This is a genomic window from Paractinoplanes hotanensis, from assembly GCF_023717965.1.
GTDB classification, from domain to species: Bacteria; Actinomycetota; Actinomycetes; order Mycobacteriales; family Micromonosporaceae; genus Actinoplanes; species Actinoplanes polyasparticus.
In genome coordinates this window covers 17,610-43,485 of record NZ_JAMQOL010000049.1, presented here as the reverse complement: position 1 = coordinate 43,485, position 25,876 = coordinate 17,610, and the positions used below count along the sequence as shown (strand labels likewise).

Below are 25,876 nucleotides of genomic sequence, written 5' to 3'. Positions count from 1 at the left end.
GAGCAGGGGTGGCGTCCAAGCTTGATCTGGACCCGCGGGTGGTGCGCTCGGCGCGCCGGCTCGCCGCGAAGGCGGGGCAGCCCGTGGTCGACCTGGCCCGCTCGCACACCACCGTGTCGGTGGAGCGGGCGGTGCTGCGGCTGGCCGGTGTGCACGGCGCCGACTCCGACGGCATCCCCTGGGTGAACCGGCTCGTCGACGCGGTGCGGGCCGACGTCGGGCTGGGGCACGGCGTCGCGGTCCCGGTGTTCCACGCCATGCGGAGCACCGGGGTCGACGACATCACCGTCCTGGCCCAGAAGGCGGCGGCCGGCGCGATCCGGTTCGACCTGCCGTCGTCTCGCTCCGAGGCCGTGGCGGCCGAGCGGGCGGCCAAGCGGGCGACGGGCGCCGGCCTGAAGATCGTCGACCGGCGCCGGGCCGAACGGGAGCGGCTGGTCAAGCGCCTCGGTGACCCGAAGCAGCGGCCGTGGATCTATCTGATCGTGGCCACCGGTGACATCTACGAGGACATCCCGCAGGCGCAGGCGGCCGCGCGGGCCGGGGCCGACGTGATCGCGGTGATCCGCTCGACCGGGCAGTCGCTGCTCGACTACGTGCCCGAGGGCGCGACCCGCGAGGGCTTCGCCGGCACGTACGCGACCCAGGAGAACTTCCGCCTGATGCGGGCCGCCCTGGACGAGACGTCGAAGGAGCTGGGCCGGTACGTGCGCCTGACCAACTACGCGTCCGGGCTGTGCATGCCCGAGATCGCCGCGCTGGCCGGCATGGAACGGCTCGACATGATGCTCAACGACAGCATGTACGGCATCCTGTTCCGCGACATCAACCCGATCCGCACCTTCGTCGACCAGCGGTTCAGCCGCCAGGTCCACGCCCGCGCCGGCATCATCATCAACACCGGCGAGGACAACTACCTGACCACGGCCGACGCGGTCGAGGCGGCCCACACGGTGACGGTGTCGCAGCTGCTCAACGAGTTCTTCGCGCACGAGGCCGGCCTCGAGGACTGGCAGCTCGGCCTCGGCCACGCCTTCGAGATCAATCCCGAGCTGCCCGAGTCGTTCCGCCTCGAGCTCGCGCACGCGCTGCTGGCCCGCGAGATGTTCCCGGACGCGCCGCTCAAGTGGATGCCGCCGACCAAGCACATGACCGGCGACGTGTTCCGCGGCAACCTGCTCGACGGGTTCTTCAACCTGGTCGGCGCGCTCACCGGGCAGGGCATCCTGCTGGTCGGCATGATGACCGAGGCCGTGGTGACGCCGTGGCTGTCCGACCGCGACATCGCCCTGCAGAACGTCCGCTACGTGCTGACCGGCGCCGGCAACCTGCACGAGGACTTCGTCCCGGCCCCCGGCGGCTTCATCCAGCAGCGCGCCAACGAGGTGCTCGGCGAGGCGGTGGACCTGCTGGAGAAGATCGTCGACGACTCCCTGCTGGACGCCATCGCTGACGGCACCTTCGGGATCATGAAGCGACCGGCCGACCGCGGCAAGGGCCTCGACGGCGTCGCCGGCCACGACGACGACTACTACAACCCCGTGACGGAGGCCCTGGAAGCATGAGCATCGTCCGGCCGTACGGGGACACCACCGGGGACGGGATGGTGCAGCTGTCGTTCACGCTGCCGATCCCGCACGACAAGCGGGCCGAGGGCGCGGCCGTCCAGCTCGCCAACAAGATGGGCATGGACCCGGCGCTGCTCGTGCACGCCAAGCCGATGGGGGACGGGTTCACGTTCTTCGTCGTCTACGGCAAGGTCAGCCATCTCGTCGACACCGAGAAGGTGCAGGTCGTCGAGCGCGACTATCCGCTGCTGAGCGCCAAGGAGGTCAACGCCACGATCAAGCGGCGGCTGCGGCGGCGGCTCAACGTGGTGGGGGCCTGCATCGGCACCGACGCCCACACCGTGGGCATCGACGCCATCCTCAACCTCAAGGGCATCGCGGGGGAGAAGGGCCTGGAGTACTACAGCGAGCTGTCGGTGACCAACATGGGCGCCCAGGTCTCCGTGCCGGACCTGGTCGAGACCGCCCGGGAACGCAAGGCCGACGCCGTGCTCGTCTCCCAGGTCGTCACCCAGCGCGACGCGCACCTGCAGAACACCCGTGCCATGTCGGCGGCCTTCCGGGAGGCCCTGCCGGCCGGCAAGCGTCCGCTTCTGATCGTCGGTGGGCCGCGCTTCGACGAGCTGATGGCGGGCGAGCTCGGCGTCGACCGGATCTTCAGCCGGGGCACCACCCCGCGCGAAGTCGCGTCCTACCTCGTCCACGCCCTGGCCGCCCGTCCCACCACCCCACCACCGTCCCCGACCGGACTGAAGGCTGCGAAATGATCACGGTCACCCACCGCCGCTATGTTCCCTACTCGCACGCGCACTACGCGGGAAACCTGGTCGACGGGGCCTACTCGCTCGGGCTGTTCGGCGACGTCGCCACCGAGGTCTGCATCCGGCTCGACGGCGACGAGGGGCTGTTCGCCTCGTACGACGACGTGCAGTTCAAGGCGCCGATCCAGGCCGGCGACGTGCTCGAGATCGTCGCCACCGTCGTGCGGATGGGCACCCGGTCGCGCACCATCGCGTTCGAGTCGCGGGTGGTGTGCCGGGGCACGGGCGGGTCGGCCGCTTCCGTCCTGGACGAGCCGATCGTCGCCGTGACCGCGACGGGCACGGTTGTCGTCCCGCCGAAACAGTGAGCACCGCCGTCTGCGTCGACGTCGGGTCCACGTACACGAAGGCCGCCCTGATCGACCTGTCGGCGGGGCGGCTCGTGCGCCGGGCCGAGGTGCCGACCACGACGGGCGGTGACGTGCTGACCGGCCTGGATCAGGCCGTTGCGGCCGTCGGGCCGGGCGACGAGGTGTACGTCTGCTCGTCGGCCGGCGGTGGGCTGCGGCTGGCCGTCGTGGGCTACGAGTCGCTGGTCACCGCCGAGGCCGGGCACCGGGTCGGCCTGTCCGCGGGCGCCCGCGTCGTGCACGTGGCGGCCGGGCTGCTCGACGGCCGGGCGGTGGCGGCCCTGCGCGAATCCCGGCCGGATGTGATCCTGCTGGTCGGCGGCACCGACGGCGGCGACGGCGAGGTGCTGCTGCACAACGCCCGGCGGCTCGGCGCCTCGCGGCTGCGCGTTCCGGTCGTGGTCGCGGGCAACGCGGACGTCCGCGCCGAGGCGGCGGCGCTGTTGACCGGACGCCGCGTCCCGGTGACCGTCACGGGCAACGTGCTGCCCCGGATCGGCGTGCTCGATCCGGCCCCGGCGCGGGCGGCCATCCGCGAGGTGTTCCTGCGGCACGTCATCGGTGGCAAGCGGCTGTCCCGGGGCGCCCGGTTCGCCTCGCTGGTCCGGGCGGCCACCCCGGACGCGGTCCTCGCGGGGGTTGAGCTGCTCGCTGACAGCACAGGATCGGGCGTCCTGGTCGTGGACGTGGGCGGAGCGACCACGGACGTGTACTCGGCTCTGGTGCCCGACGCCGAGAGCGAATCGGGGCCGCGCCGCGACGTGGCGGGAACGCTGTGGCGCTCCCGAACCGTGGAGGGTGATCTCGGCGTCGCGGTGAGTGCCGACGGCACGCGCGCGGCCGCGGTCGCCGAGAAATTGGCACTGCCGGAATCCGTACTCCTCTCGGGTGACAATGAGTTAGCCGCGGCCGCCGCCACGGTCGCGCTGCGGCGCCACGCGCGGGGCCACTCGTCCGGTCCTGGTCAGCCCCGTACAGGCGGCCGGGATCTGCGGGACGTGCGGCTGGTGGTCGGATCCGGGGGCGTGCTGCGGCACGGGGGCGGAGGGTTTGTGCTGGACGCGGTGCTTTCTGACCAGTCCGGCGGCTGGGTCGCGCCCACCTCGGCCCGCGCGGTCGTGGACGAGCAGTACGTCCTGGCCGCCGCCGGGCTGTTGTCGATCGATCATCGTGACGCCGCGGCCACGCTGGTGAACAGCCTGTAGCCCGAACGGGTACGTGACATGACACGCCGAGAAACGCGACACGCCCGAGCACCGGGACGCCGGTTGACAGCACCGCGGGGGCCGGACGTACCGTCGTCCAATCCTGAGCACGGGAGCGATGCTGTTCGCTTCGTTCCCCCGCCCACTGGCCGCAGTCCTCGCAGGGGTCGCGCGTTCAGCCAGGTCCAGGGGGCGGGGGTCGGCGGGGCGACGCGGAAAGATCATGTCCGCGGTGGGCATGAGGAGGGAACGGGCGCCAGTAGACAACGGCGTGACCCGCGCAGCCGGCGCGGAGCATGTCGGTCCGAAGGCGTTCGGGAACTCCCTGCGGTCCACCGGCCGTGCCCGGGGTGTGGTGCACATGAGGCGCGGTCCCGGGGCGGGACCGCGCCTCGCTTTTGTCAGCGTGCCCACATCGATTGTTTCCTTATCGATGCCGCCGCCCGCCCCGACTGTCCGTTTCCGCTCAGGCGCCGCGAGGTAGCCTCTCGCGCGTGGAGATGACGTTGCAGCCCCCCGCTGCGCCGCAGGTCACGGCGCACAACTCCGGGCCCCGGCCGGTGCCGCGGCGGGTCGCGCCCGTGCTGGCCGTGCTGGCCGGGCTGACCCTGCTGCTCGCGCTCCCGCCCTACGGCCTGTGGTGGCTCTCGCCGGTCGGCGTGGCCCTGCTGGCCGGGGCGACCCACCGGCGGCGGTTGCGCCCGGCGTTCGGGCTGGGCTTCCTGGCCGGGCTCGTGCTGTTCCTGCCGCTGCTGTGGTGGACCACGTTCGCCGCCGGGTGGCTGCCCTGGCTGCTGCTGTCGCTGGCCCAGGCCGCGTACCTGGGGCTGCTGGGTCTGGCCACGGCCTGGCTGTCACCCCTGGCCGACCGCTGGCGCGCCTTGTGGCCGCTCCTGCTGGGCCTGCTCTGGGCGGCCCAGGAGGCGGCCCGCGACCGTGCCCCGTTCGGCGGCTTCCCCTGGGGGCGGCTCGCCTTCAGTCAGGACGACGGGCCCGCGCTGCGGCTGGCCGCCTACGGGGGCGCCCCGCTGGTCACCTTCGCCGTCGCCGCGGCCGGCGGGGCCCTGGTCGCGCTGGCCTGGCGCGCGTGGCGGCCCAGCACGCGGCGCCCGCACACCCGCCGTCCGCTCGGCCCGGCCCTCGGCTTCGCGCTGGCGGCGGCCGCGCTGATCGCCGGTCCGCTGCTGGCGCCGGTGGCCCAGCCGGGCCGCGAGACCGCGACGGTGGCGGTCGTGCAGGGCAACGTGCCCCGGCTCGGGCTCGACTTCAACGCCCAGCGCCGGGCCGTGCTCGACAACCACGTCACCGCCACCGAACGGCTCGCGGCCGAGGTCGCCGCCGGCCGCCAGAAGCAGCCCGCCCTGGTCGTCTGGCCCGAGAACTCCAGCGACATCGACCCGCTGCGCAACTCCGACGCGGCCGCCGAGATCTCCCGGGCGGCCGACCTGATCCGGGCGCCGATCCTGGTCGGCACCGTGCTGCGCACCGACACCCCGGGCGACATCAAGAACGCCGGCATCCTGTGGAACCCCGGCACGGGCCCGGACCTCGGCCAGACGTACGTGAAACGCCACCCCGTGCCGTTCGCCGAGTACGTGCCGCTGCGCACGATCGCCCGGATGGTGACCGACAAGGTCGACCTGGTGCGCAACATGCTCGCCGGCGACCACCCCGGCGTCATCGACAGCGGCGCGGTGACCGTGGGCGACGTGATCTGCTTCGAAGTGGCGTACGACGATGTGGTCCGCGACACTGTGATCGGAGGGGCGCAGGTGCTCGCGGTGCAGACCAACAACGCGACCTTCAACGAGGCCGAGGCCCGTCAGCAGCTCGCCATGGTGCGGCTGCGCGCCGTCGAGCACGGGCGGGAGGCCCTGATGGTGTCTACGGTCGGGGTGTCCGCCTTCGCCGGCACGGCCGGTCAGGTGTACGACTCGAGCGGCTTCAACGTCGGCGCGGTGATGGTGCGTGACATGAGGCTGGGCGGAACGACTACGCTGGCGACTCGTTTGGGCCATTGGCCCGAGATGGCGATGACCGCATTGGCGGTCCTCGCCCTGGCCGGTGCGCTTCCGCTGCGTCGCCGCCGGCGTACGACGGACGACGATGCGGAGGCACGGTGAGCGAGGCGGAAGGCTACCCCGGGGTGGGGCGGGTCCTGGTGGTGATCCCGACCTACAACGAGGCGGACAACATCCGCCTGATCACCGAGCGGGTGCGAAGCTCGGTCCCCGAGGCGGACATCCTCGTCACCGACGACAACTCGCCCGACGGCACCGGCGCGATCGCCGACGAGCTGGGTGTCACCGACGACCACATCTTCGTGTTGCACCGCGCGGGCAAGGAAGGGCTCGGGGCCGCGTACAAGGCCGGGTTCGCCTGGGCCAAGAACAAGGGCTACGACGCGGTCGTCGAGATGGACGCCGACGGCTCCCACGCCCCCGAGGAGCTGCCGCGGCTGCTCGACGCGCTGAAGGACACCGACGCCGTCCTCGGCACCCGCTACATCCCCGGCGGCAGCGTGCGGAACTGGCCGATGCGCCGGCTGCTGCTCTCCCGCGGCGGCAACATCTACATCCGGATGGCCCTGCGCATGCCGTTCAAGGACGCGACCGGCGGCTACCGCGCCTACCGGATGCCCGTTCTCGACGTGATCAACGTCGAAACGGTCGCCTCGACCGGTTACTCCTTCCAGGTCGAGCTGGCCTGGCGCACCTACCAGGCCGGGTTCCGGATCGCCGAGGTGCCGATCACGTTCACCGAGCGCGAACACGGCGTCAGCAAGATGAGCGGCAACATCTTCAAGGAACAGCTGCTCAGGGTCACGGTGTGGGGCCTGCAGGCCCGCCGTGAGGTGCTGCGCAAGCGGTTCGGCAAGCGTGCCGCCGAGGGCTCGACCTGGCCGTGACCGCGCCGCTGCGTGTCATGCTTGAGGTCGATTGACACGGAGGGACCGCATGCGCCGTCGAAGCCTTGCCCTGCTACCGCTGCTGCTGCCCGCGCTGGCTGTTGTCGAGATCGCCGTCTTCATCGCCGTGGTGCACGCCATCGGCGGCCTGTGGGCGATCCTGCTGGGCGTCGCGGCCAGCCTCACCGGCCTGGCCCTGCTGCGCCGCGAGGGCATGAAGGGGTGGCGCCGCTTCCAGGCCGCCGCCGTCGAGGGACGCCCGCCGGGCCGTGAGGTCTCCCACAGTCTCGTCGGGCTGTCCGGGTCGCTGCTGCTGGCGATCCCGGGCTTCGTGTCGTCGGTGGCCGGTCTGCTCCTGCTGCTGCCGCCCGGCCGTCAGCTCGCCCGCCACCAGATGGAGCGGTACGCCGAGCGCCGCGTGGGTGGCGCCGCCGCGTCCGACCTGTTCGGCGCCCGCCACGTGCGCGTGCACCCGGGCGACCCGATCGTGGTCATCGACGAGGAGCCGGCGTCGTCCTCGCCGCGCCCGCGGACGCCGGCCGCCGCCATCGAGGGCGAGGTCATCGAGGGCGAGGTCATGCGCTGACCGGCCACACCCGCCGTCCCGTTCCGGGCCTCCGCCGTTGCCCCGGCGCGGGGCCCGTTCGCTGTCCTTCGTGCGTGCGCTCCGCTCGGACGTCTCGCGGCCATGGCGCGTACGAAAAAAGCCGCCCCGATGTGAGGCGGCCTCGTTCGTGATTCGGTTGGACCGGGTCAGCGGCCTCGGCGGGTGCGGACTTCCTGGAGCCGCTCGTTGAGGATGTCCTCCAGCTCCGAGATCGACCGCCGCTCGAGGAGCATGTCCCAGTGGGTACGCGGCGGCTTGGCCTTCTTCTGCTCCGGCTCGTTGCCGTCGACCAGTCGGGCGACGCTGCCGTCGAACTTGCACTCCCAGGTGGCGGGCACCTCGGCGTCGACGGCGAACGGCACCTCGAACTGGTGACCCTTCACGCACAGGTACTCTCGGGTCTGCCGGGGAGCCAGCTCGGTGTTGCGGTCGGACTCGTAGCTGACTGCGCCAAGACGGCTGCCGCGCAGCATGCGTTCGCCCATGGTGGCTTTCCCCTCGCTCGTGGTGCTGCTTCCGTTGATGTAACGAAAGGGGCGGCCGTCGGATTCCTACGGTCGCCGAGACACTGGACCACCGTTGTGACGGCGGTGTTAACGCTACGAGCGTAACCGCCCGCGGCCCTTACCTGGCACCGCGCACCCCCACCGAAGTGGACCTTGGTCCACTTTGCGGCCTATGGGTGTTCTCCAAGTGGTGCGATATTGCTCACCCGGTCGAGTAATACCGCATACCGCCGCCTGGTTCGGCGCCGCGTTGCCCCTCATTCGTCCGTCGTCCACCGAAGCTGAGAACTCCCGTCCTGCAACCTTCCCCCGTTCGAGCCGGATCATGCGGCTCCGCCCTGATCGGCCTGCCTTTCCCGGATCTCGCCCGATGCGGCCGGACCCTTGTGACGCCAGGCCTTGTGGCGCCGGCGCATCGGCGTCGCACCGGCCCTCAGGCGGAAGCTGGATCATTCTTCGCTGCCGGGATCAGGCTGAGGTGTGTTCGGTTCGCCACATGCCGGGCGGAACGGCCTTCCCGGACTCGCCGGGCTGCGGGGACCGGTGGTCGCCGCGCACGGCGTCCGCCTTCGCCGCCGCGGCAGTGGCCATGCGTCGGAACGCCTCGAGCCGCCGGGCGTTGTCGCGCACCGCCCGCACCTGTTTCTCGGCGAGCACGCCGCTGAGCTGCTCGGCGAACCGGACCTGGGTCTTGCACCGGGTGTCGGCCACGGCGGTCTGCTTCTCCGCCGCGCCGGCCTGCTCGTCACGCCACCAGCGGGGGTCGGCCTCGGCGTCGAGCGGAGCCGCGTACCGGAAGCCGGCCTGGCCCATGCACTCGCTCCAGCGCCTCGTGACGGTGGCTGCGCGCGGGTCGGCGTACGTCTGCTCGACGGTCTGCTCGGCAAGCTGCCCGAGCCATCGGAACTCGTCCGGCGCCCAGCCCAGCACCCGATAGGCCTCGCCGGCGCAGTCGTCCAGTCCTCGCGGGTGCGGCGAGCCCGGCACGTCGTCCCAGTGATAGCCGGCGTACGCCGCCAGCAGCTCGTCGTCGAGCCCGAACCGGTGCGCCCGGTGGCGCAGCAGATCGAACTCGTTGCGCTGCCCGCCCCGCCAGTCCTCCCCGCGGCTCAGCAGGCAGGCGCGGGTGAGCCGCTTGACCACCGTGTCGAGGTCGTTGGCCTGCGCCGGCCGCACCATGAACTGATCGAGCGGGAACACGGCGGCCGCGGCTCCGCCGGCGCCGTCCGGCGTCGGAATCGCCCGTGGCGCCCCATCTCCGGAGGGCACCGGCGCGGCCCCGTGGCGCCCGTTCGTGCACCCACCGGCCAGCACAGCCACCAGGGCCGCGAGCAGCATCAGACGACCACGCCGCACAACGCCACCTCCGCTCACGGCAGCAATGTACCGGCGCGTCGCCGCCCCGCCATCCCGCCTCCGGGTGATGTGGACGGTCCACCCGGCTTCAGCAGCTTCCGCCGCCGCGATCGACTCGGCCGGCGGCGGCGAGCCCGTTCCGTGCGGCGTCCACCCAGCCGACGCTGCCCCGTGCCTACAGGGCAGCATTCCGGCCGGTCAAGCGTGGGTGTCGGCCCGGGTGGGCTGGGTGGGCGGGGTGGGGCGGGTCGTGCCGAGGCTGGCCAGGGCCGAAGCCAGGTCGCTGACCTGGGTGGAAAGCTGGGCGGCCCGGGTCTGCGCGGCCTCGGCCTCGGACTGCGCGGTGCCCAGGCGGCGTTCCAGGTCGGCCCGGTCGCGGGCGGCCCGTTCGAGCTCCTCGCGCGTACGCACCAGGGCATCCCGCTCGGCCAGGGCACCCGCCAGATCGCGGCGCACCTCGGCCACCTCGGCGTCGGCGGCCTGCCGGGCGGATGCGGCCTCCCGGCGTACGTCCTGAAGGGCCTTGTCCGCCGCGTCACGCTGCTCGGTGAGTTCGCGCCGGGCGGCGGCCAGCTCGGTCTCGGCCTTCCGGGTGTCCTCCCGCGCGGCGTCCCGTTCGCGGCGGAGCTCCTCGCTGCGGGTCGCGGCCGTCTCGGCGTCGCGCAAGGCCGAGACCAGCTCCCGCTCGGTGGCCTCGCGTTCCCGGCGTACGTCGAGAATCTCGGCCCGGGCCGTGCCGAGCTCATCCCGCGCGGCGTCCCGGTCGGCCTCCGCCCGTTCCCGGAGAGCCGCCGCGGCGGTGGCCGCACGCTGGGCTTCCTCACGCCCGGCAAGCGCCTCGGCGGCCCGCTCGGCCGCGGCGCGGGACGCCTGCTCGGACTCCTCCGCGCGCCGGAGGGCCTCTTCCCGCTCGGCGGCCGCCGCCGCGGCGAGCTGCTGCGCCGCAGCTGTCTCCGCCACCGACCGCTCGGCGTCACGGCGCGCATCGTCGCGTTCGGTGTGCGCGGCCGCGATCCGGCTCGATGTCTCGGCCCGGATCTCCGCCACCTGGCGCTCGACACCGGCCGGCGACAGCTCGGAGTGCAACGCCTCGGTCAGCGACCCGGCGAGCTGATCGAGGCGGTCGACAATCTCCCAGGTGCGGGCGACCTGCCCCGCCAGCCCGGGGGAGGAGCGGTGCCGCATGCGCACGTTCCGCGACGCGCGCTGGCATTCCCCGTCGTTGTCACGGCAGTACCGGAAGGGCCGCCCGGCGGACGTCCGCTGCGGCACCGGCCGTCCACAGTGCGCGCAGGGTCGGGTCTCGACATCGTCGTTCTCGTTCATCGCAAGGTCACCCTAAGCGTGCCCGGCCCGCTCACACCGCCACGACACGACTCCCCGACTGTAGAGGAGTAAACTAGCATCCTAGGACGCCCTAGCGGTTGTGCTGCTGGTCGCCCGGATGCGGGCCGGGTCAAGGGCAAAAGGAATCAACGGCATCCCTGCCTTGGGTTTTCGCTGACTGCAGTCGGCGGCGGACGTGGTGCTCTTCAGCCCTCTCGGGGTGGCGTCAGCGGGCCTCGGTGGCGAGGCGGATGCCGAAGGCGACGATCACGACCCCGGTGACGCGGTCCAGGACGCGCCGGGCGCGGGGGTGGCTCAGCAGACTGCGCAGCCGGCGTGCGGTTGCCACCAGGGCCGTGGACCACAGGAGGCCGAGCGCGACGTGCACGCCCGCCAGCAGGACGCCGTACAGCAGGGGCGCCGCGCCGGCCGGGATGAACTGGGGGAGCAGCGCCATGTAGAAGGCGCCCACCTTCGGGTTGAGCAGGTTGGTGAACAGGCCGCGCCGCCACCCGGCGAGGAAGCCAGCTGCGGACGCCATGCGCGGTTCATGGTCGCGCGTCGCCTCTCCGCGCCACGTGGCCCAGAGCATGCGTGCCCCCATCCAGACGAGATAGGCGGCACCCGTCCATCGGACCGCGTCATAGGCGACGTGCGACGCGGTCAGCAGCGCCGTGATGCCCGCCGAGGCCAGCACACCCCAGGCGAGCGTGCCGGTCTGGATGCCGAGAACTACACCCCAGGCCTGCCGCGTCGACCGGACCGTCGCCGTCCGCAGGATGAGCGCGGTGTCGAGCCCGGGAGTCATGGTGAGCAGACCGACGACCACGACGAAGGACCACAGCGCACCAATCGTCATCACCAGCGGAACCTATCCGGCCCTCCGTCCCGCCTCGCACCACCTTCCCGGGCGGTGAGACGTCCCGCTTTCCCGGCCGCCGAGCTGTTGCACGCAGGGCTGGGGGCGTCGTGCAACGGCCCGGCCAGATGCGTCGCGTGCCGCCGACCGCGATGACGTCCGCAGGCGGAGTAGGCGACACCGGTTCAACCTCGCGTCGCTGCACAAGGCCACGCGACCGCGGGCAGGGTGGTGCTGCGTTCGCCGGCGGTTCGGCCTGCTGAATACATGTGGCCGGGCTGGTGGGTCAGGGGGTGGTGGCGGCCGCGGTTACGGCTCGGCAGATGGGTGGGCTGGTCAGGACGGCGGTGTTGTCGGTGATCTGGTCGATCGCGCCGGTCAGGGGACGGGTGCGCAGGGACGGGTCGGTGATGGCGGCGCGCAGGGCCTCGGCGAAGCGGTCGCCGCCGATCACCTCGTAGCCCCGGTCGTGGAACTCGCGTCGTGTCGGGGGCAGCTCTGCGGTCAGGCCGAGCTCGTTCTGTTTCTCGGCGATGGCCTCGAGGGCGGTGCAGAGCGCGTCCTCGCGGGAGCGGGCTTCGTCGGCGAACAGCGCGGCCGTGAGGTGCCAGGCGACCTTGTCGGGCGGCAGGGCGGCCATGAGCCACTTCGAATAGGGCGGCCAGCGGCGGGACTGGAGCAGGGACAGCCGGGCGATCTCGCGGCAGAGGCGGGCGGTGATCACCCGTGCGCCGCGGTCGTCGCCGGCCTCGGCCGCGCGGGCGGGGAACGGCTCTTCCTCGGCGATGCGCTGCCACTGGGTGGCCAGCACGTAGCGCCAGAGGTCGGCGGGATACCAGCGCAGGCCCTCGCGTACGCGGGAGATCGCACCGCCCGGATCGTGGAAGACCGCGCCGCCGGTGATCTCGGCGAGGCGCTGCCAGGGTGTGGCGAGCCAGTCGAGCGGGGTGATGCCGCCGGCGGCCGGGTCGAAGCCGAGCAGGCCGTGGCACCAACGGGGGAACGGGGTGATCGTCACGTAGTGGTCGACCGGGCCGTCGGTGTCGGCCATCGTGCGCACCCGGGCGCCCGGCGGCTCGAAGTGGGTGGACCAGCCGCGGAAGCGTGTCGGTAGCTGCTCGCTGAGCAGGGCGCCGAGCTCGCCGATGTCGTCGTCGACGAAGAGCTCGAGGCGCGGGCCCCAGTCGTGGTCGGTGGATCGGGGCGTGTCGAAGCCGAGCACGTCGGAGCCGGGGCCGAGGCGGGCGGCCGCGTGGGGCCGGTGGCCGAGGAGCGGGCGGACCGCCTCGGCGTAGAAGAGGCGGGCGAGTTCGACGCCGGGCAGGAATGCGGTCATGGCGAGGACCGTAGCGGGCGGCTCCGACAGTTTCGCGCCGATAAGGTCGGCCTGTGGAAAACCTGCTCCGTCCGGGATGGACCGTCGAGGAACTTGTCCACAGCACGGCGAATGAGGTGACCGGCGGGGTCTGGCGGGTCTACCGTGACGGAGGCACCGCGATCCTCAAGATCGCGACGCCGAGGCGAGAGGGCGCGGCCGACCACCTGGCGGCCAGCGATGATCCGGGTCATTTCAACTACTGGCGGCGCGAACCGGCGGCGTACTCGTCCGGCTTAGCCGCGACCGCCCTGCCCGGCCTGCCCGGGCCCGAGTTGTACGAGGAGGTGGAATGCCCTGACGGGTCGGTGGCGATGTGGCTCGAGGACGTGACCGGCACTGCCGGGCCGGCCGCCGACGTCGCCCAGCTGGGCGACGTGGCCTTCCGCCTGGGCGGCGCGCACGCGCAGTGGCTCGGCCGCCCGCCCACGGACCCGTGGCTGGCGCGGGATTGGCTGCGCGACTACACGATGGCGAACGCGTTCGACGCCGACCTCCACTGGGAGCACCCGGTGCTGGCGGCGGCGTGGGAGCCATCGCTGCGCGACGGGCTGCGCCGATTGTGGGAGCGGCGGGCCGAGATTCTCGCGCGGGCCGACGACCTGCCGCGTACGTTGTGCCACCACGACGTCTGGCCGATGAACCTGGTCTTCGCGCAGCGCGGCCCGGTGCTGCTCGACTGGGCGTACGCGGGGCCGGGCGCGATCGGCGAGGACCCGGCGAATCTGGCCCTGGACTCGTTCTTCGACGGCCTGATCGACATCGCGCGGCTCGACGACGTGCTCGCGGTGGTGGCCGAGCAGTACCGGCGCGGCCTCGACGGCGCGGTCGACGACGAGACGGTCCGCCGCGCGATCATGACGTGCGGCGCGGCGAAGTACTTCTGGCTCGCGCCCCGCATGGTCACGGCCGCGATGAACGGCGGCGGTCGCAAGGCCGGCTACGACCAGCGCGGCCTCGAAGCGATGTTGGCCGGCCGCGCTCCGGTGCTGACGGTGGTCGCCCGCTGGGCCGAGGCCGTGCTGTGAGGTTGCGGCGCACGTCGCTCGGCCAGCTGAGCTGCTGATCGATCTGGGCTGACCGTGGTTGCCCGTCAGGCTGACGCCGTGCTGCGCGAGAGTGCGTCGGGCGAAGGCGGCTCGCTCGATGGAGGGCCTGATCGCCGCTGCGCACGCTCGGCGTCGGGCCGGGCGTGCGCAGCGGCGGTGATAAAGCAGCGCGTTGATGAACAGGCCGCGTCAGGCGGCGGCCGCGGTTGCTTTCCCGGGCTGGGTGGCTGGGCGGCGACCCAGCGACAGCAGCGCTGCGAAGGCGAGGCCGAGGACGGTCCACATGACCGCCTGGGTGCCCAGGGACGTCAGGCGGAACGACCACAACAGGTCCGGCGGGAACGTTGCGGGAACCTCGTTGATGGTGGGGAGCAGGGCGTAGCCGATCACCACGACGACCAGGAAGCCGGTCACGGCGGCGATCGCCTGGCGCCACTCGGTGGGCTGGGTGCGTTTCGCGACCACGGCGGCCCAGACCGCGACCAGGCCGATGACGACGATCGCCAGGTAGCTGATCGTTCTCTGGTCGATCGTGCCGGGGTCGCCGACGGCCGGTGGGTTCGGCGGGTATTTCACGTACGGCACGAGCACCAGGCCCAGCAGGGCGGCGCCGGCCAGGCTGAGGGCGGCACGGGTGTCGCTCGTGGTGCGCAGGCGGCGGCGCAGCAGCGTGTACGCCACGGCCAGCAGGCCGCCCATGGCCGCGCCGTACAGACCGGTGGCCAGGAGCAGGCCGACCTTCTGGCCACCGCGGCTGACGAGCGGTTCTTCGTGACCGGCTTCGGCGGAGGGTGCCTGGGCGGTGGAGGCCGCTTCCTCGATGGCGATGGCCGCGTCGATTTTGGGCTCGCCGAAGCCGTACGCGAAGAAGCCGGCCAGCAGACCGGCGATCAGGCCTGCGAGCAGGCCCCGGAGCAGCAGGGCGCCGAACGTCGGCGCCTTCGAGCCCTCGCTCAGTGGCACGGAACGCCGAGCAGGTGGCGGCCGTCGTGCATGAGCTCGTGCAGGTACATGCCGCTCTGCGACACCGCACCCTGGTCGAACGCGACCAGGTAGGTGACGAGCAGCATGAACGCGACGACGGTCAGGGCCGTCCAGAGCAGCCGCGGGGTGACAACGGGGGTGCTCACGTGACCTGCGGTCGTGGCCTTGGGCATGGCAGGAACCTCCTTGCGGGATGACGCGTCCCGGATGACAGGCTGCGACGGGTGAGCGTCCTGACTCACGAGAGCGGAACCCTCGTTCACAGTGGCGCGACCGCACCGGAATCTCACCGGTTTCCCTCACGACGCCGCAGATGGTTTCCACAACCTAACTGTGTGATCCCTGGACGCACAACAGGGGTTGTCGCACCCCCTCGATACCATCCATGCGAATCGCTGCCACAGGTGCGGAGGTGTTCGATGGACTGGCGTCGGCCGGCCGCTGCCGGGGCGGTGCTCGTCGCGGTGCTGACGGTCCCCGCGCCGGCCCGCGCGGCGGTGGTCTGTGAGCAGCCGGGTGCGGCGGCGCCGGTCGCCGCGGGCGTTCCGACCGAAGACCAGGTGTACGACCCCAAGCGGCTCGCCGGGTTCGCCACGGGCGCCGGCGTGCGCGTCGCCGTGATCGACTCCGGCGTCGACGCCGAGCATCCCCAGCTGCGCGGACGTGTCGACGAGGGGGCCGATTTCCTGCACGGCGAGCAGTCCGGCCGGCAGGACTGCGCCGGCCACGGCACGGCGGTGGCGAGCATCATCGGGGCCGCGCCGGCCGGCAACACCGGCTTCCAGGGGCTCGCGCCCGACGCGGTGATCGTCCCGGTGCGGATCAGCGAGCAGCTCGAGATCGGCGGCGACGTGGTGGGCGATCGCGGAAGCCCGGCCCAGTTCGCCGACGCGATCGACTGGGCGGTCGACGAGGGCGACGCCGACGTGATCAACCTCTCGCTCGTGATGACCGAGAACAACGGCGACGTGAAGGCGGCGGTGGCCCGGGCGATCGCGGCCGGCGTGGTCGTCGTGGCCGCCGTCGGCAACAAGGGCGGCCCCGACGACGGCAACCCCGACCCGTTCCCGGCCCGCTACCCGGGCGTGATCGGGGTCGGGGCGATCACCAGCAGCGGCGTGCGCGCGTCGTTCTCCCAGCGCGGCGACTATGTCGACCTGGTCGCGATCGGCGAGCCGGTCACGGTGGCCAACCGGGTCTCCGGGCACGCGTCGGTCAGCGGCACCAGTTTCGCCACGCCGTTCGTGTCGGCCACGGCGGCCCTGCTCAAGCAGCGCTTCCCGGCGATCACCCCGGCCGGGGTGCGGCAGCGGATCGTCGCCACGGCCGACCTGGCGCCGGGTGGTGCTTCGAGCGCCGAGTACGGGCTGGGCGCGCTCAACCCCTACCGGGCGCTGACCGCCACGTTGAACACCGAGGGCCGCGCCGAGCCGGTTCCCGAGCGGATGGGGGCCAACGACCCGGCCGCCGTCGCGCTGGCCGCCCGCCGCGAGCAGTCCCAGCGCAACGCCATGCTGTTCGCCGCGATCGGCGGCGGCGTCGTGCTGCTCCTGGGCATCGTCGCCGCCGCCGTCCGCTCCGGCCGCCGCCGCGCCTGGCGCCCCGCCGACCCGGGCGCCACCGACTGACCGCCGGCCGGGTCCTACGCCGACCCGGCCACCCTGGCCGCGCGGCCCCCGGCCTGACCACCCCGCCGCGCCCTGCGCCGACTCGGCCACCCTGGCCGCACGGCCCAGCGCTTCGCGCGGCACTCCACCGACCGAACCTCCGCCGCGCCGGGAGCGATGACCGCCCAAGGCACGTTGTCGGGGCGAGCCGGTGAATCCGCCGTGCGTGAGCCGAGCAAAGCGCCATGCTCGGGAACGTTTTCCGGGCTGTGCCGTGAGGGGCCCGCGGAGACAGAGCTGGGCGTCAGTAGGGTGCGGGCATGGGACTGAAGTACGCCGTGGGTCTGCCGACGGTCGGGGAGTTCGGGGACGTCCGGCGGATCGTCGAGCTGGGGATCGCGGCCGAGCGGCACGGGTGGGACGGCGTGCATCTGTGGGACCACCTGCTCTATCACGACCCGGACTGGCCGGTCACGAACGCGGTGGTGGCGGCGTCGGCGATCGCGGCGGCCACCGAGCGGGTGCGGATCGTCCTCACGGTCGTGCTGCCCCGGCGGCAGGTGCAGGACGTCGCCCAGGAGACGGCCGCCCTGAACGTCCTGTCCGGTGGGCGGCTCACCGTGCTGCCGATCATCGGCTCGCTCGACCGGGAGTTCACCGACTTCGGCCTCGACGCCGGCCTGAGGGCACGCGGCCGCGCCCTCGACGAGCGGATCGACCGGCTCACGGCACTGTGGGCGGAGTGGGGCGCCGGCCGGATTCCGATCTGGTGCGGGGGGCTTTGGCCGCACCGCCCGGGTCTGCGCCGGGCCGCCCGCTTCGACGGTGCCATGCCCATCTACGAGAACCAGCGTGAACGCAACGTCCCCCTCGACGAGTTCGCCGCGACGGTCGCCTTCGTGCGGGGCGAGTCGGCCCACCGGCCGCGCCGGGTGAACCGCCCGTACGACTTCGTGCTGGAAGGCGCCACCGACCCGGCGACGGCCCCGGAACAGACAGCGCCGTACGCCGCAGCCGGCTTGACCTGGTGGATCGAGGCGCTCGGCTACTGGCGCGGCGGCATCGCGTTCGCCTCGGAACGGATCGGCCAGGGCCCACCAGCTCGAACCTAAGCGCGGAGGCGACGCGACCCCGCCATCACACGGCGCGGAGGCGAACCGCCCGGACGTAGGCGAGAGGCGGCAGGACGGCGGCGGGAGAAAGCCGGAAGGCGCAGGTCGTACGATCGCCGGGCACCCACAGGCACACGACGAGCGGCAGGGGAGGGGCGGTGCGGCCACTGCGGCACGGCTACACGAACGACACCCGCGGCGATGGGGCCGTGGTGGTCAAGCGCTACCAGGGCGGCATCGACGAGGCGCTGCGCCGGGGCACCGAGCTGAGCCTGCTCGAGCGGCTCCCGCCGGGCATCCCCGTGCCCAAGGTGCTCGGCGTGCCCGAGGGCGCCCTCGAGCTCGAGCAGCTGCCCGGCCTGCACGGCCAGGACCTGATCGACGAGGGACTGGCCCGTCCGGTGCTGCGGTCGTGCGGGGAACTGCTGCGGCGGCTCCAGCAGGTCGATGTGGGCCGGGTCTTCCCGGGCGCCGCGGCCGGCACCGGCTGGGTCGTGGTGCACGGCGACTTCGGGCCCAACAACATGCTGTTCGACCAGGACACGTTCCGGGTCACCGGGCTGCTGGACTGGGAGTGGGCGCACCCGGGCGACCCGATCGAGGATCTCGCCTGGTGCGAGTGGATCGTCCGGCGCCACCACCCGCGGGCCGTCGCCGACCTGGACGACCTGTTCGGCGGGTACGGGGTGCGTCCCTCGTGGGCGCGCCGGCAGCGGGCGGCCGTGGCCCGGTGCGAAAGCTTCGTCGAGCGCTTCCGTCACGGGCCGGCGGCTGCCCGCCGCCGGTGGCAGGAGAACCTGACGGTCACCCGGTCCTGGTCGGAGTAGGCCGGAACTCCAGGAACACGATGCCCGGGTTGGGCAGTTCCAGAGTGACGTCCTCGCCCGGCGCGACCCGCCGCGGCGGCTCGGACTCGTCCAGGTGGTCCGCCTCGGCCAGGGCCTCCCACTGCGCGGGCGACGGCCACTCGCCGTCGAACTGGGCGGCGATGTTCCCGTGGGTCCGGTCGACCCGCCACATCCGCAGCCGGTGCGGCACGGTCAGGCCGGGCCGCAGCACCACCCGACGGTGCAGGTGGGGTTCGCCGGCGGTCCGGCTGTGGTCGAGGGTGCTGTTGAACAGCAGCACCCCGGTTCCGCCGTCGTCGTAGCGGGACGCCCACGCCGAGACCAGGCTGTTCGCGCCGTCGCCGGACAGCGACACCGGCAGCTCCTCGGGGCCGAGCCGGGCCGCCAGCGACAGCGCCCAGAACTTCGGCTTGGCCAGGTTGCCCACGGTGAGCAGCCCGAAGCCGCCGTGGAACAGCCGTTGCGGGCGGCCCAGCTCCTCGAAGTGGTCGCTGGCCACCCAGGGTGCGAGCGCCTCGATCCGCCCGGCCGCCGAGTGCATGCCCTTGAGCAGGAACGCCGCCGCGAACACGGTGTCGTTGATCGGGTTGCCGTGGGTGGCGGTGACGCCCCACTCGGTCCACAGCAGCGGACGGTCGCCGGCCAGCGGGCGCAGGTCGAGCGGCAGCGTCCCGTACACGTGGGTGGAGAGGAAGCCGGCCGTGGCGGGCGTGTCCTCGACCCAGCCCACCGCAGCCGTGGCCGGGCCGCCCACCCGCAGGCCGGGGTCGACGTCGCGCACCGCTCGCGCGGTGAGCTCGTACAGCTTCCAGTACTCCTCGGTCGTGCCCGACCAGAACACCGACAGGTTGGGCTCGTTCCACGCCTCGAACCACCAGGTCGAGCGCACCTCGTCGAGCCCGTAGCGGTCGACGACGTGCGCCGTGAACGCCCGGATCAGGTCGTACCAGCGGTCCCAGTCGCGCGGCGGCGAGATGACGCCCTGATACGTGAAGACCGTCTGCGACGGGTCCCGGGCGAGGTCGCGGGGCATGTAGCCGAACTCGACGACCGGCGTCATCCCGATCGACCGGACGGCGTCGTAGATGCGGTCGACCCGGCTGAAGTCGTACACCGGCTCGCCGCCGACCTCGCGGTAGACCCCCACGTCGTCGCCGAGGATGTGATGCGCGCGCACCGTCCGCACGCCCAGCTCGTCGTGGACGCGCCGCAGCGCCTCGGCCAGTTCCTCGCCGATCAGGCGCCCGCCGGTGACCTCGGTCGACAGCAGATGCGACAGGTGCTCCGAGCCGACCATCGCCTCCCACACGCGCGGCAGGGGTGAGGTGTCCGCTCCGACGTTGACGGTCACCATCGGCGGCTGCGAGATGTCGACGGCGGGCACCGGGGTGGACACCGGCCCGAGCGCGGTCACCGTCTCCAGGGCGGCGACCGCGTACCAGCCGCCCCGCCCGGCCGTGGTGTCGGCGTAGGGCCCGTGGGGCACGGCCAGGACGTCGCCGCCGCCGTGGTCGACGACCTCGAACGGCCCGTCGGCCGAGTCGGCCCGGTGCACCGCGTAGCCGATGGCGCCCGGCACCGCGTCCCACGAGACGCTGACCTGGCCCCGGCCGCTGACCGCGAAGACCCCGGTGGGTGCGGGCAGCGTCGACTGTTGCGGCTTTCCCGGCGTACGGTCCTGAGCCCCGCCGCCGCCCATCAGGGTGGCCCAGCGGGACCGGGCCTGGTCCTCGATCGTCATTCATCGACCTCCCAGTTGCGGCAGCCGCTGCCCGGCCGGCACGTTGAACGTCTCGCGGGCGAGCAGCGGCCTCACGGCCCGTTCGAACCGCGGCGTCACGAACGCCTTCTTGATGACGTCCTGGGCCAGGTAGTTACCCAAAGCTCCCATGATCATCGATTGATCGAGGGAGAGATACCGCTGGGCGACGGTGCCCGAGCGCACGGCGACCGCGTCGTAGAACCCGCCCGGTCCGTACGCACCGAGGTTGTTCTTCATCTTGGCCAGGTTGGCGCGGACGGGCCCGGGCGCGTACGGCAGAGCCAGGAAAGCCGCGTGCGGCGTGACCACACCGTCACCGTAGACGGCGGGCGGCCCGGCCGGACGGCAGTCACCGAAGCCGGCGTCGTACTTGCCGCCCTCGACGTCGGACGGGTAGCCGTCGGTGTCCATGCCCATGGCGTCCACGCCGTACACCCCGTACCCGCCGAACGGGTTCGACGCCGGCGAGAACCCCCAGTAGCCGTACCCGGCGTCGTTCAGCCCGTGCTCGATCTGCGCGGCCACCGTCGCCGGGTGGTTGCGGCCCCAGCTGCGCGGACCCCACGCCGCCTCGGGCACGAACAGGTCGGGCATCAGCGCCTCGAACATGTCGCCGCCCCACGACGGCACGAACGTGATGCCCCGGTAGCGGTACGAGCCCTCGTAGACCTGCCGGCCCAGGTGGGTGGTGGTGAAGCCCCGCGGCTGCATCTCCTGCCACGAGTAGTCGCAGCTGTCGGGCAGGGTGCGCATGGTGTCGAAGTACGCGGTGGCCGGGATCTGCCCCGAGCCGATGCCCAGATAGGTCGCCATCCGCGGCTCGGTCACCGTGATGTCGTAGTGGTTGCAGGTGAACCAGACGCCGTCGGCCGGAGAAGCCACCGAGCACCCGGGCGGCTGGGTGTCCCAGAAGCCGCCGCGGATCAGCCCGCGCGTGCCGATGGGGGAGACGGCGGCGGGGTTGAAGAAGAACCCGAAGTCCATCCGGTCGAGCACCCGTGCCGCCTTGCCGCGCAGCGACGGGAAGGCGCCCTCCACGACCTGGAGCGCCGCGGCGAGCCACCCGTTGTCGACGCTGGACAGGAAGGGCGTCACCGCGGTCCCGTCCGGCAGCACCGTCAGCACCGCTCCGGTGTGCGGGTCGTACCAGTTGTAGAACATGCCCGATTCGTCGTGGTGGCGCAGCGCGGCGAGCGTGGTCAGGGTGCGATCAACCCGCTGGGTGGCTTCCCGCGACGAGATCAGACCCAGTTCCCGTGCCACGACAGCCGACCACAGGTAGCCGCCGATGTTGGTGGGCGAGGTGTAGGCGTCCGGCGCGGACAGGTCCCCCGGGATGTTGTCGGCGACCAGGCCGGTCGCGGGGTCGGTCATGGCGACCAGCGACTTCCAGGTGTCCTTGGCGTAGGTGCGCAGCGGGTCGGGCGCGGCCTGCGCCACCTGGGTCCCGCTCAGGATCATCGCCAAGGCGAGGAGGGGTACGAGCAGTCGTCGCATGAGAACGCTCCTACTTGAGTCCGGTGGTGGCGATGCCGCGCATGAAGTGGCGTTGCAGCGCCAGGAAGACGATCAGGACGGGCAGCACGACGACGACCGCGCCCGCGAGCAGCAGGCCGTAGTAGATGCGGTTCTGCCCGATGGCGTAGAGCGCGAGGGCCACCGGCAGCGTGTACTTGTCGTCGGTGGTGGCCACCACGAGCGGCCACAGGAAGTTGTTCCACGAGCTGAGGAACGTCAGGATCCCCAGGGTGGCCAGGGCCGGTTTGCACAGCGGCAGCACGACCCGCCAGAAGATCCGCCACTCGCCGGCCCCGTCGACCCGGGCCGCCTCGATCAGGTCGTCCGGGATCGCGAGCAGGAACTGGCGCATCAGGAACACGCCGAACGGCCCGGCCAGGAACGGCAGCACCAGGCCCGCGTACGAGTTGGCCAGTCCCATGTTCGACACGAGCACGAACTGCGGCACGAAGGTCACCATGCCCGGCACCATGAGCATGCCCAGCACGACCAGGAACAGCGCCTTGCGCCCGGGGAAGTCGAGCTTGGCCAGGGCGTACCCGAGCAGCGAGCAGAACAGCAGGTTCCCCAGCGTCACCAGCACGGCCACGATCGCCGAGTTGGCGAAGTACTGCGGGAAGTCGAGCCGGTCGAACAGGTCGCGGTAGTTGCCGAGCGACCACGTGGACGGCCACCAGGTCGGCGGCACCGAGCGGATCTCGGCCTCGGTCTTGAACGACGACAGCAGCATCCACAGGAACGGGCCCACGACCACCAGCAGCCCGGCCACCAGGATGGCGTACAGCGAGAACCTGGCGATGCGGTCTCTAGTCATCACGGCTCCCCAGCAGCCGGAACTGCAGCACGGACAGGGCGACGATGGCCACGAACAGCACGTACGAGGCCGCCGCGGCGTAGCCGTAGTTGCCGAACCCGAACTGGTTGTAGATGTGGTAGCTGACCGACAGCGTCGAGCTGAGCGGCCCGCCCTGGGTCATCACCAGCGGTTCCTCGAACAGTTGCAGGTAGCCGATGCCGGTGATGACCGCGCCGAACAGCAGGGCCGGGCGCATCAGCGGCAGCGTGATCCGCCGGAACTGCTGCCACCGGCCCGCGCCGTCGAGCCGCGCGGCCTCGTACAGGTCGGTGGGTATGCCCTGCAGCGCCGCCAGGAAGATCACCATGAGCGAGCCGAAGTTGCGCCACGCGGCCATCACGATGATCGAGCCCAGCGACGTGCTGGTGTCCCCGAGCCAGTTCGGCCCGGTGATGCCGGCCTGGGCGAGCAGATTGTTGACCAGGCCGGCCTCGGGGTCGAGCAGGAACCGCCAGATCACCGCGATGGCCACGATGCTGGTGACCACGGGCAGATAGAAGCCGACCCGGAACAGCGCCCGGAACCGGATCAGGCCCGAGTTGAGCCCGTTGGCGGCGGCCATGGCGGCCACGATGGTCAGCGGCACGCCCAGACCCACGAAGACGAGCGTGTTGATCGCCGAGCGGACGAACAGGTCGTCGGAGAACAGCCTCGTGTAGTTGTCGAGGCCGACGAAGTTCACCGACAGCGGCGTCCGCAGATCCGTGGCCCGCATGTCGGTCACGCTCATCACCAGCGAGGCGATGACCGGCAGCAGCGCGAACACCAGGAACAGCACGGTGAACGGGGCCGCGAAGGACCAGCTGGCCCATTTCCGGCGCCGCTTACCGGCCGGGGCGACGCGGCCCGCCTCCGCGGGCCGCGTCAGGACCGCGGTCACGAGCCGGTGCCGATGGATTCGGCCTGGCTCTGCACCGCCTTCAGCGCGGCCGCGGGGTCGGCCCCGGCGACGCACACCTTCTCGGCCTCGACGTCGAACGTCGCGGCCAGCTGGGTCCAGGTCGGGAACGACGGCGGCGCCTTGGCCGACTCGAGCTGGGTGCCGAACACCTTGAGCATCGGGTCATCGGCCAGCGCCGGGTCGTCCCAGGCCGACTGCACGGCCGGCAGGTCGTTGACCGCCTGGTACCACTTCACCTGGACGTCGGGCTTGCTCAGCCAGGCCAGGAACTTCCAGGCGGCGTCCCGGTTCTCGGCGTCCTTGAACACCGCCAGATTGCTGCCGCCGATGAACGAGGTCGACGACTGCCTGGCCGGCATCGGCGCGACCGCGAACTTTCCCTTGGCGCCCTGCTCGTTGAGGATGCCCACGTGCCACGGCCCGGACATGAACGCGCCGATCTCGCCCTTGACGAACGCGGGCTCGAGCGCGCCCTGCGGCAGGTCGGCCGGGGACAGCTTGTTCTTGAAGAACGACTGGTAGTACGTCAGCGCCTCGGCCATCTGCGGCGTGTCGAACGTCCATTTCCCGTCGGACTCGAGGGAAGCGCCGTTGGACCAGCCGAACGGCAGGATCGACTGCCAGCTGCCGGTCTTGCCGGGCTGCAGGTTGATGCCCCACTTGGCGCCGGCCTTGTCCTGCAACGCCTTCGCGAACGCCGTCAGGTCCTCCCACGTCTTCGGGCCGTCCGGGAAGCCGGCCTTCCGGGCCAGGTCGGTCCGGTAGAAGATGCCGCGCGTCTCGACGTACCAGGGAATGCCGTACGACGTGTCGTCGACGACCGTGGTGTCCCAAGCGCCCGGGAAGAAGACGTCCTTACCGAACAGGTCGGCCGGGGTCGGGTCGAGCGCTCCCGTCGTGGCGAACTCGCCCTGCATGGTCGTGCCGATCATCGACACGTCCGGGGTCTGCTCGGCCGCGATCGCGCTCGAGATCTTCTGCTGGGCCGAGTCCCACGGCACCGCGGTCACGTTCACCGTGGCCTCCGGGTTCTCCGCGGTGAACGCCTTCGCGAACTCGCCGAGCTTCTCGCCCTCGGTGCCCATCGCCCACACGGTGATCTCGCCGGTGGCCTTGCCCTCCGCCACGGACCGGGCGGTCTCGCCGCCGCCGCTGTCGTCGCGGCCGCATCCCGCGGTCACGCTCACCATCAGGGCCGCGGACGCTGCCACGGCCAGCCATCGCTGTCTCATGAACGCACCTCCTCGTGCGACCCGCAGCTCTGCCGGATCACCAGCTCGGTGGCCAGGATCCGGCGGCGGGCGGCTGTCCTGTTCTGTTCTCCGCTGTTCTCGTCGATCCGCCGGTTCAGCCAGCGGGCGGCGGTCGCGCCGAGCTCGCGCATCGGCTGCCGCACTGTGGTCAGTCCGGCGAACCGGGCCGCGAGCAGGTCGTCCCAGCCGGTCACGGCCAGGTCCTCGGGCACGCGCAGGCCGTGTTCGCTCGCGGCGAGCAGCACGCCCAGCGCGACCTCGTCGTTCGCGCAGATCACGGCGTCCGGCTTCTCGTGGGTCAGCAGCTGCTCCGCGGCGCGCCGGCCCGAATCAAGGTCAAGACCCTTCCCGCGTACGAGGGTCAGCCGCGCCCCCTTCGACCCGGCCCGCACACCGGCGTACCGGCCGGCGACGTCGGGCGACTCGTCCGGGTCGCCCAGGAACGTGATCGTGCGGTGCCCGTGCCCGACCAGGTGCTCGGCCAGGGCCCGCGCCGTGCCGGAGTTGCCGGCCCGCACGGTGTCCACGCCGTCGACCGGGTCGCGGGCCAGCAGCACGACGGGCAGCCCGGCGCTCGCGATCCCGGCCACCACCTCGTCGTCGACGGTGCGGCCCATCACGGTGAGCCCGTCGACCCGCCCGGCCAGCTCGCGAACCGCGGCCGCCGCGTCGGGCCGCCCGTTGGTGGCCAGGATCAGCACGCTGCTGCCCGAGGCGGCCGCGGTCGCCTCGTACCCCAGCACCACCTCGGCGTAGTAGGGACCGATCAGGTCGGGGAAGACGATGCCGTTGGCGGCGTGACGGCCCTCCGCCAGCGACCGGGCCGGCCGGCTGGGGGTGAAGTTCAGCTCGCGGGCGGCACTCCGCACCCGCTCCCGCGTCTCGGCCGTGACCAGGTCGGAGTCGCGCAGAGCCCGCGAGACAGTGGCGATGGAGACGCCCGCGAGCTGGGCGACCTGATAGATGGTCGCCTTTGAAAGCGCTTTCATCGCCATTGCCGGAACGTAACCCTGCTGTCATGACCCCGAAACTTGGGAGCGCACCCGATTCACCATCCGGAATTAGCGCCAAATCGGATGAGCGCGATCGCGGTCTGCCGATCACC

Annotated in this window: 24 protein-coding genes and 1 riboswitch; of the genes, 11 read left to right on the top strand and 13 right to left on the bottom strand. The window is 72.2% G+C overall.

Annotated features, from left to right (window positions below):
- Nucleotides 1-8 precede the first annotated feature (8 nt).
- The 7 genes from kamD (at nucleotide 9) to LXN57_RS33750 (ending at nucleotide 7,438) form a co-directional block, all read left to right on the top strand.
- Entirely contained in the window at nucleotides 9-1,565 is a 1,557-nt protein-coding gene (kamD, locus tag LXN57_RS33780) for a lysine 5,6-aminomutase subunit alpha (protein WP_251802280.1), read from the top strand.
- Nucleotides 1,562-2,335: a lysine 5,6-aminomutase subunit beta gene (gene kamE, locus LXN57_RS33775; protein ID WP_251802279.1), complete on the top strand. Its 774-nt coding sequence runs from the start codon at nucleotides 1,562-1,564 to the stop codon at nucleotides 2,333-2,335. The genes kamD and kamE overlap by 4 nt, the downstream gene beginning before the upstream one ends.
- Nucleotides 2,332-2,697, top strand: coding sequence for a 3-aminobutyryl-CoA ammonia lyase (gene kal, locus LXN57_RS33770; protein WP_251802278.1), 366 nt, complete (start codon nucleotides 2,332-2,334; stop codon nucleotides 2,695-2,697). Before kamE ends, kal begins: the two co-directional genes overlap by 4 nt.
- Nucleotides 2,694-3,944, top strand: coding sequence for a glutamate mutase L (locus tag LXN57_RS33765; RefSeq protein WP_251802277.1), 1,251 nt, complete (start codon nucleotides 2,694-2,696; stop codon nucleotides 3,942-3,944). The genes kal and LXN57_RS33765 overlap by 4 nt, the downstream gene beginning before the upstream one ends.
- Before the next feature lie 500 nt (nucleotides 3,945-4,444).
- On the top strand, nucleotides 4,445-6,067 hold the full coding sequence (lnt, locus tag LXN57_RS33760; RefSeq protein ID WP_251802379.1) for an apolipoprotein N-acyltransferase: 1,623 nt from the start codon (nucleotides 4,445-4,447) through the stop codon (nucleotides 6,065-6,067).
- A complete protein-coding gene (locus LXN57_RS33755; protein ID WP_251802276.1) occupies nucleotides 6,064-6,852 on the top strand; it encodes a polyprenol monophosphomannose synthase in 789 nt (262 codons plus the stop codon). Before lnt ends, LXN57_RS33755 begins: the two co-directional genes overlap by 4 nt.
- Before the next feature lie 49 nt (nucleotides 6,853-6,901).
- The gene (locus tag LXN57_RS33750; RefSeq protein WP_251802275.1) at nucleotides 6,902-7,438 is read left to right on the top strand and encodes an FxsA family protein; all 537 of its coding nucleotides are present in this window, start codon (nucleotides 6,902-6,904) and stop codon (nucleotides 7,436-7,438) included.
- Between the two features lie 167 nt (nucleotides 7,439-7,605).
- Here the strand turns inward: LXN57_RS33750 and LXN57_RS33745 are convergent, their stop codons facing one another.
- From LXN57_RS33745 to LXN57_RS33725, 5 genes are all read right to left on the bottom strand, one after another.
- On the bottom strand, nucleotides 7,606-7,944 hold the full coding sequence (locus LXN57_RS33745) for an RNA polymerase-binding protein RbpA (RefSeq protein ID WP_203818942.1): 339 nt from the start codon (nucleotides 7,942-7,944) through the stop codon (nucleotides 7,606-7,608).
- Between the two features lie 489 nt (nucleotides 7,945-8,433).
- Nucleotides 8,434-9,321, bottom strand: a complete 888-nt coding sequence (locus LXN57_RS33740; RefSeq protein WP_251802274.1) for a hypothetical protein — start codon at nucleotides 9,319-9,321, stop codon at nucleotides 8,434-8,436.
- Between the two features lie 198 nt (nucleotides 9,322-9,519).
- Nucleotides 9,520-10,647, bottom strand: a complete 1,128-nt coding sequence (locus tag LXN57_RS33735; RefSeq protein ID WP_251802273.1) for a coiled-coil domain-containing protein — start codon at nucleotides 10,645-10,647, stop codon at nucleotides 9,520-9,522.
- A 226-nt stretch (nucleotides 10,648-10,873) separates the two neighbouring features.
- Entirely contained in the window at nucleotides 10,874-11,506 is a 633-nt protein-coding gene (locus tag LXN57_RS33730) for a LysE family translocator (protein WP_251802378.1), read from the bottom strand.
- A gap of 286 nt (nucleotides 11,507-11,792) precedes the next feature.
- Nucleotides 11,793-12,842, bottom strand: coding sequence for a DUF4037 domain-containing protein (locus tag LXN57_RS33725; protein WP_251802272.1), 1,050 nt, complete (start codon nucleotides 12,840-12,842; stop codon nucleotides 11,793-11,795).
- Nucleotides 12,843-12,895: 53 nt separating this feature from the next.
- Between LXN57_RS33725 and LXN57_RS33720 the strand changes: the two genes are divergently transcribed.
- Nucleotides 12,896-13,909 (top strand): phosphotransferase, encoded by a 1,014-nt coding sequence (locus LXN57_RS33720; protein WP_251802271.1) that lies wholly within the window; start codon nucleotides 12,896-12,898, stop codon nucleotides 13,907-13,909.
- A 210-nt stretch (nucleotides 13,910-14,119) separates the two neighbouring features.
- Here the strand turns inward: LXN57_RS33720 and LXN57_RS33715 are convergent, their stop codons facing one another.
- Nucleotides 14,120-14,893 carry a CbtA family protein gene (locus LXN57_RS33715; protein WP_251802270.1) on the bottom strand — a complete coding sequence of 258 codons (774 nt, stop codon included), beginning with the start codon at nucleotides 14,891-14,893 and terminating at the stop codon, nucleotides 14,120-14,122.
- The gene (locus LXN57_RS33710; RefSeq protein WP_251802269.1) at nucleotides 14,884-15,087 is read right to left on the bottom strand and encodes a CbtB domain-containing protein; all 204 of its coding nucleotides are present in this window, start codon (nucleotides 15,085-15,087) and stop codon (nucleotides 14,884-14,886) included. Before LXN57_RS33710 ends, LXN57_RS33715 begins: the two co-directional genes overlap by 10 nt.
- 5 nt (nucleotides 15,088-15,092) lie before the next feature.
- A riboswitch (adenosylcobalamin (AdoCbl) riboswitch) is annotated at nucleotides 15,093-15,240 on the bottom strand.
- A gap of 93 nt (nucleotides 15,241-15,333) precedes the next feature.
- Between LXN57_RS33710 and mycP the strand changes: the two genes are divergently transcribed.
- The 3 genes from mycP to LXN57_RS33695 all read left to right on the top strand — a co-directional run bounded on the left by mycP (nucleotide 15,334) and on the right by LXN57_RS33695 (nucleotide 18,460).
- Nucleotides 15,334-16,542 (top strand): type VII secretion-associated serine protease mycosin, encoded by a 1,209-nt coding sequence (gene mycP, locus LXN57_RS33705; protein ID WP_251802268.1) that lies wholly within the window; start codon nucleotides 15,334-15,336, stop codon nucleotides 16,540-16,542.
- Nucleotides 16,543-16,841: 299 nt separating this feature from the next.
- Nucleotides 16,842-17,633 carry an LLM class flavin-dependent oxidoreductase gene (locus LXN57_RS33700; RefSeq protein ID WP_251802267.1) on the top strand — a complete coding sequence of 264 codons (792 nt, stop codon included), beginning with the start codon at nucleotides 16,842-16,844 and terminating at the stop codon, nucleotides 17,631-17,633.
- A gap of 158 nt (nucleotides 17,634-17,791) precedes the next feature.
- A complete protein-coding gene (locus LXN57_RS33695) occupies nucleotides 17,792-18,460 on the top strand; it encodes a phosphotransferase family protein (protein ID WP_251802266.1) in 669 nt (222 codons plus the stop codon).
- Here the strand turns inward: LXN57_RS33695 and LXN57_RS33690 are convergent.
- From LXN57_RS33690 to LXN57_RS33665, 6 genes are read right to left on the bottom strand one after another with little or no spacing between them, the layout of a single operon-like run.
- Nucleotides 18,438-20,222: a GH39 family glycosyl hydrolase gene (locus LXN57_RS33690; RefSeq protein WP_251802265.1), complete on the bottom strand. Its 1,785-nt coding sequence runs from the start codon at nucleotides 20,220-20,222 to the stop codon at nucleotides 18,438-18,440. The genes LXN57_RS33695 and LXN57_RS33690 overlap by 23 nt on opposite strands.
- Entirely contained in the window at nucleotides 20,223-21,740 is a 1,518-nt protein-coding gene (locus LXN57_RS33685) for a glucoamylase family protein (protein WP_251802264.1), read from the bottom strand.
- 10 nt (nucleotides 21,741-21,750) lie between these two features.
- Nucleotides 21,751-22,575: a carbohydrate ABC transporter permease gene (locus LXN57_RS33680; protein ID WP_251802263.1), complete on the bottom strand. Its 825-nt coding sequence runs from the start codon at nucleotides 22,573-22,575 to the stop codon at nucleotides 21,751-21,753.
- A complete protein-coding gene (locus LXN57_RS33675; RefSeq protein WP_251802262.1) occupies nucleotides 22,568-23,497 on the bottom strand; it encodes a carbohydrate ABC transporter permease in 930 nt (309 codons plus the stop codon). The genes LXN57_RS33680 and LXN57_RS33675 overlap by 8 nt, the downstream gene beginning before the upstream one ends.
- On the bottom strand, nucleotides 23,494-24,750 hold the full coding sequence (locus LXN57_RS33670; RefSeq protein WP_251802261.1) for a sugar ABC transporter substrate-binding protein: 1,257 nt from the start codon (nucleotides 24,748-24,750) through the stop codon (nucleotides 23,494-23,496). The genes LXN57_RS33675 and LXN57_RS33670 overlap by 4 nt, the downstream gene beginning before the upstream one ends.
- Entirely contained in the window at nucleotides 24,747-25,766 is a 1,020-nt protein-coding gene (locus tag LXN57_RS33665) for a LacI family DNA-binding transcriptional regulator (protein ID WP_251802260.1), read from the bottom strand. Before LXN57_RS33665 ends, LXN57_RS33670 begins: the two co-directional genes overlap by 4 nt.
- Nucleotides 25,767-25,876 lie beyond the last annotated feature (110 nt).